The sequence below is a fragment of the Desulfobaculum sp. genome (assembly GCF_054921475.1).
In genome coordinates this window covers 1-5556 of sequence record NZ_JBUDSW010000236.1, presented here as the reverse complement: position 1 = coordinate 5556, position 5556 = coordinate 1, and the positions used below count along the sequence as shown (strand labels likewise).

Below are 5556 nucleotides of genomic sequence, written 5' to 3'. Positions count from 1 at the left end.
GTGCACACCGTCGGCGGCCTCGGACCGTGCTGACTCGGCGGCCTGTGAGGGGCCTGTGGCGGTCTCCGCCACCTCCATCACGGCCTCCATGAGTTTTTCCACAGCTTCGGCAACGGCCTGCGTTTGTTCCTTTTGGCGGCGGGAGCCTTGCGCCTGCTCGTCGGCGTGGGCGCTCATGAGCTCCGAGGAGCTGGCACGGCGCTGGGCCAGCTTGTTCACCGAGGCAAAGGCGTTTTTGAACTGCTGGCGTTGTTGTTCGGATTCCGTGCAGTAATTATCAATTTCGGTGGTGTCGCTCATTTGCAGGGCAAAGACGCCGGTATCCATGTCGCGCCCAATATGCACGCGGACCTGTTTGCCGGTGGTGTGCAGGGTGCCGTCAACGCTTCCGGCGCGCCCCTCGCGCGCGAGGGCCAGTGCAAGGTCCTCGCCCAGCACATCGCGCAGGGGAAGGCCCTTGAGCTCGGACGGGTCGTCCGCGCCCACAAGCTCGGCCATGGCCATGCTGGCGCCCCAGACGGTTTCGGCGTCCGCGCAGACGATAATGGGCAGCTGCGCCGCGGCAAGAGCGCGGGAAAGCAGGCCCGCTTCCTCGCGGTAGGATTCAATATCGCGCTGGGCCAGGTCGGCCTGTGCGGCGGCCTCGCGCTGCGTCTTGGCCGCGCCAAGGTATAAAACTGCGGTAAGGATAAGGCCGATGACGGCCGCTCCGATTCCCGCCCACAACGAGGCCAGCGCTCCTGCGGCAAGGCACAGGACAGAGAGAACGCCGCCAAGAATCAGAAGGGGAGTTGTGCGGGAAGAAGAGGAAGACGTGTTGGCCATTGGGTGATCTCCTGTGCAGGAGGCAGCTGCACTGTTCTGGGTGAACTGGTCATGGAAAACCGGAGATGCCACCATATGCGTTAGCCGCAGGGCCGGGGCGGGGCCTCGGCGTGCGGCGCCGTGGTGGTGCGTCGCCGGTGAAGCCATGCGCGTGCGCGTTGCACGCGGGCGGGATTGTCCGAATCACGCTGTGACGTTTATACCATAGTACAGGACCTCTTGTCCCGGATGGATTCCCCCCTGTGGTGGGGGGTGTGCTGGCCTACGCCAAACCTGCGCAGCATAAGCGCGGCGCGGCCCGGATGCGGTTTTCTGCTTCGCCGGGGGCGCGTAATGGAATATCTTCAAAAAGTGCCCCGAAATTGCTAGGATAGTCCGACGCGGCGCCCGCCAATGCGTGGGACCGCTCCATCACAAGAGATATTCAAGCAAAAAGGATGCATATGCCCAAGGCAGCCCAGATTGTCGAACAGCATCTCAACCGGTGCCGCGCCGCGTACCGCAAGGGCGAGGAACTCAAAAGCCTGATTGCCCTCGCGGAAGCGCTGAAGCTGATGATTCAGCACAAGATACACTCCATGGATATGCAGCGCATTGGCAACCTCGTGCGCGAAAACCTCGGCAATGTCACCGGCATCGCCAAGGTCAAGGAAATGTCCGCCCAGCCGCTGTCGTGGAGCAAGGGGCAGGAGAAAAAGCTTCTTGCCGCACTGGTGCCCATCATCAAGGCCATGCAGGAGGACCAGCGCCGGGAGAGCATGGAAGCCATGCGCGAGCGCAAGCTCAAGATTGACCGCGCCCTGCTTGGCGGCACCCGCTATCTGGAGCGCGGCATGATCAAGGAAGCCCAGCAATCCTTCCGCGAGGCCGTGGACATCCATGTGGATGAGGACGCGCTGTTTTTGATGATTGCCGAGCGGTTGCAGGCCGCTGGATTTTATTCCGAATCCTTTGAGCACCTGCGCAAGGCCCTTGAGGTGGACCCCAACAGCCGCCGCGCGTGCGAGATGCTCTACGAAGCCGCCGTGAAGACCAAGGACCTCAAGCGCGGCATGGAGTACTTCCAGCGCGCCCAGAAAAAGAGCGGCGACACCGCCCATGTGCTCTTTGGCCTTGCGCGGCTTTCCGCCGCCGGAACGCGCTATGATCAGGCGCTGACCCTTGGCCGCCGCGCCGTTGAACTGGGTCCGGACATCGTGCAGCTGAAAAAATTCCTGCGCACCGTAGAGCAAAAGGGCGGGGAAGCCGCCTAGTTGGCGCCAGCTGTGCGGGGACGCCCGCAGCCGCGCCATTGGCGGTGACGAGGCCCCCTTTGCGGGAAGGCCAGCCCCCCGAGTGTGCAACATCGCCGCCTCGCCCAGAGGCAGAGGCGGCGATTTTTCGTGTATCGTCAATATTTTCAGAGGAATGCATCCTGATCGGGCCACTGCTTGACAGGGTGGGGTGGAGACTCTACTTTCCACGTGAAACCCGAGTAAGGAGACATACCATTATGGCATACGATATTCGCCTGGTGAAGCTCATCAACGGTGAGATGGTCATCGGCAAGTACGACGAAGAAGCAAAGCAGCTGAAGGACGCCGCCATCCTGCAGACCGTTCCTGCCCAGCAGGGCGTGCAGATGATGCTGCTGCCTTTCGGTTACCCCTTTGATAACGAGATCGACGCCGAAATTTCCTACGAATACGTCATCTACGAATACAAAAACTGCCCCGATGACTTGAAGAACAAGTACATCGAGGCGGCTTCCAACCTCACCCTCGCCAAGCCGGGCGACCTGAACAACCTCGGCGGCCAGGGCGGCAACGTTTCCGACCTGTCCCAGCTTCTCAAGAAGTAGCGACTGGCGGTCCGGCGATGTTTTGGGGCGGCCTGCGGGCCGCCCTTTTTTTGCCACCCCAGTGGCTTTGCCCGCATGGGCTTTTCCACCAGTCACGACGACACAGGCGGATGCGCCAGCACCGCCGGAGGCGCACGAATGCGTTCACTACTTCCGCTTTTTAACGGTCCCAGCAAATACATGGGCACCGAACCCGGCACCGTGCACAAGGACCCGGCAACCGTGTCCGTGCGGATGGCGCTGGCTTTCCCCGACCTGTACGAGGTCGGCATGGCCTACCTTGGTCAGAAGATCCTCTATGGCATCATCAACGAGCGCGACGCGTTCTGGGCGGAGCGCGTCTTCACCCCGGGCGAGGACGTGGCGGCCATCCTGACCGAACGCGGCGAGCCGCTGTGTACGCTGGAGTCCGACACCCCGCTGGCGCAGATGGATCTGGTGGGTTTTCACGTCACGCACGAGCTGTGCTACACCAATATTTTGCATATGCTGGACCTTGGCGGCATTCCCCGCCGCACCGAGGACCGCATGGACCTGCCCCTTGGCGAGGCGCCCCTCATCATGGCGGGCGGCGGATGCACCTTTAACGCCGAGCCCATTGCGCCGTTTATGGACTTTATGGTCCTTGGCGACGGCGAAGAGGTGCAGATGCGCATTCTGGAGCACATTGACGCCGCCAAAAAGGCCGGACACTCGCGCCGCGAGAGGCTGGACTCCATGCGCCATATGCCCGGGGTGTACATCCCCTCGCTGTTCGACAGCCCCGGTGCGCCCCAGCCCCCGCGCCCCCTGCGTGAGGACTACCCCCACGTGGAGAAGGCCATTGTCGAGACCATGGAGGAAACGCCGTTTCCCACCAATCACATTGTGCCCTTTGCCCAGCCCGTGCACGACAGGCTGGCCGTGGAGATTGCGCGCGGGTGTACGCGCGGGTGCCGGTTCTGTCAGGCGGGTATGATTTACCGTCCCGCCCGCGAGCGCGACCCCAATACCCTCGACGCCCTCATCGCCGATGGGCTGGAGAAGACCGGCTACGAGGACCTCTCCTTCCTGTCCCTGTCCACGGGCGACTATTCCGGCCTGGAACATTTGTTCGAGCAGAGCTTTAGCCGCTGCCGTAAGGAGCAGGTGGCTATTTCCCTGCCGTCCCTGCGTGTTGGGTCCGTGAGCGAACGCATCATGGAGCTTATGGCCTCCATCCGCCGCACCGGCGCGACCATTGCTCCGGAGGCGGGCAGCCAGCGCCTGCGCGACGTCATCAACAAGGGCGTCACCGAAGAAGGCCTCATCGCCCACGTCCGTAAGCTCTATGACCGCGGCTGGCAGCAGGTGAAGCTGTACTTCATGCTGGGTCTGCCCACGGAAACTTTTGAGGATATGGACGCCATTGTGGACCTGTGCCTCAAGGTGCGCGACTGCGCTGGCAAGTACGAAAAGCGCTTTCAGGTCACGGCGGCGGTGTCGCCCTTCGTGCCCAAGCCGCACACGCCTTTCCAGTGGGAGCGCCAGCTCACCATGGACGAGGTGCGCGAGCGCGTGAACTACCTGCGTGAGAAGCTGAAGCCCCACAAGCGCATCAAACTGCGCTGGCATATGCCGGAGATGAGCTTTCTGGAAGGCATCTTCTCGCGCGGTGACCGCCGCCTTGCCCCGGTTGTGGAGCGTGCGGTGGCCAAGGGCGCGCTGTTTGCCAGCTGGATCGAGCATATGAAGCTGGAGCCGTGGCTTGAGGCCATGGCGGAAGAGGGGCTGGACCCCATGGAATTCCTCGCCGCCCGCGACCTTGATGGTCCCCTGCCGTGGGACCACCTGCATCCGGGCGTGCGCAAGTCCTTCCTGCTGACGGAGCGCCGCCGCGCCGTTGAGGAGCGCTTGACCCCGGACTGCCGCTACCACGCCTGCCGCAACTGCGGTGTGTGTAATATGGACGGACGGCAGACCGAACTGGAACAGCAGGGCAAGGACATGGACATCCGCCCGCGCGTCATCTTTGAGCACCGCGACCAGTGCGACGCCACCGAGGAGTCCAACACCCACGCCACCACCGCGCCCGAGGCGCAGCCCGCCCAGCCTGAGCCGCAGGCCGAGGCCGCTACGCCTGTGGAGGAGGCTCCGGCCAAGCCCGTGAACCCGCGTGCCAAGCCCAAGCCGCCGTCCCTCGGACCGCTGGCGGAGAAGGCCGCGCACTACCGCATTTGGCACGCCAAGAGCGGTCTGGCGCGGTTCGTCTCGCAGGTGGAGATGCAGGTGATGCTGGAGCGTGTGCTCCGCCGCGCCCGCATTCCCGTGAGCTTTTCGCAGGGCTTTCACCCCTTGCCGCGCATGTCCTTCGGCATGGCGCTGCCCGTTGGGGTGGAGAGCGAGCAGGAGTGGTTCAACCTCTACCTGCGCGAAGCCATGCCCATTGATGAATTCTCGCGCCGCATCGCGTCGCAGCTGCCCATCGGCTTTGACCTTGTGCGGGTGGAGACCCTGTCGCTGGCGAAAAAGCAGCCCCAGCCCGTGGCCGAGGACTATGTGCTCACCTTCCTCGACGACGGCGCGGATGCGTGGATGCAGGCGTGGGAGACCGCGATGGAGCAGGATGAGATTTCGTGGACGCGCCAGACCAAAAAAGGCCCACGCACCATGGACATCCGTCCCCGCGTCAAGCATTTCTCCCGCGAGGGGGAACGCACACTGGCCATCCGCTTTGACTGGAGCGAAAAATACGTCAATCCGCTGCGGCTCATTCTTGCCGTACTGCCGGACCTGACGCAGGACCGCTTTGTCCTGCGCAAGCTGCGCCAGTGGATGGAGATGCCGGACTAAGCACCAGAATCAGACGATACGACGCAAAGCGCCGGAACGGGAGACCGTTCCGGCGCTTTTGTGTTGCGTATGGCCGTGGG

At 63.2% G+C, this 5556-nt stretch carries 3 protein-coding genes and 1 pseudogene; 3 read left to right on the top strand and 1 reads right to left on the bottom strand.

The features are described from left to right. Positions 1-825 (bottom strand): annotated as a pseudogene (locus ACY69P_RS13500) (hypothetical protein); the annotation flags it as partial. A 443-nt stretch (positions 826-1268) separates the two neighbouring features. On the opposite strand from ACY69P_RS13500, the gene ACY69P_RS13495 reads away from it, so the two are divergent. The 3 genes from ACY69P_RS13495 (at position 1269) to ACY69P_RS13485 (ending at position 5476) form a co-directional block, all read left to right on the top strand. Next, a complete protein-coding gene (locus tag ACY69P_RS13495; RefSeq protein WP_462327849.1) occupies positions 1269-2078 on the top strand; it encodes a hypothetical protein in 810 nt (269 codons plus the stop codon). 239 nt (positions 2079-2317) lie between these two features. After that, positions 2318-2665, top strand: coding sequence for a hypothetical protein (locus ACY69P_RS13490; protein WP_404845799.1), 348 nt, complete (start codon positions 2318-2320; stop codon positions 2663-2665). A gap of 138 nt (positions 2666-2803) precedes the next feature. Beyond that, positions 2804-5476: a TIGR03960 family B12-binding radical SAM protein gene (locus ACY69P_RS13485; RefSeq protein ID WP_462327848.1), complete on the top strand. Its 2673-nt coding sequence runs from the start codon at positions 2804-2806 to the stop codon at positions 5474-5476. The last annotated feature ends 80 nt before the right edge of the window (positions 5477-5556 follow it).

Coding starts and splice junctions, on each gene's coding strand:
- ACY69P_RS13495 (WP_462327849.1), top strand. CDS start 1,269: ATGCCCAAGGCAGCCCAGATTGTCGAACAGCATCTCAACCGGTGCCGC.
- ACY69P_RS13490 (WP_404845799.1), top strand. CDS start 2,318: ATGGCATACGATATTCGCCTGGTGAAGCTCATCAACGGTGAGATGGTC.
- ACY69P_RS13485 (WP_462327848.1), top strand. CDS start 2,804: ATGCGTTCACTACTTCCGCTTTTTAACGGTCCCAGCAAATACATGGGC.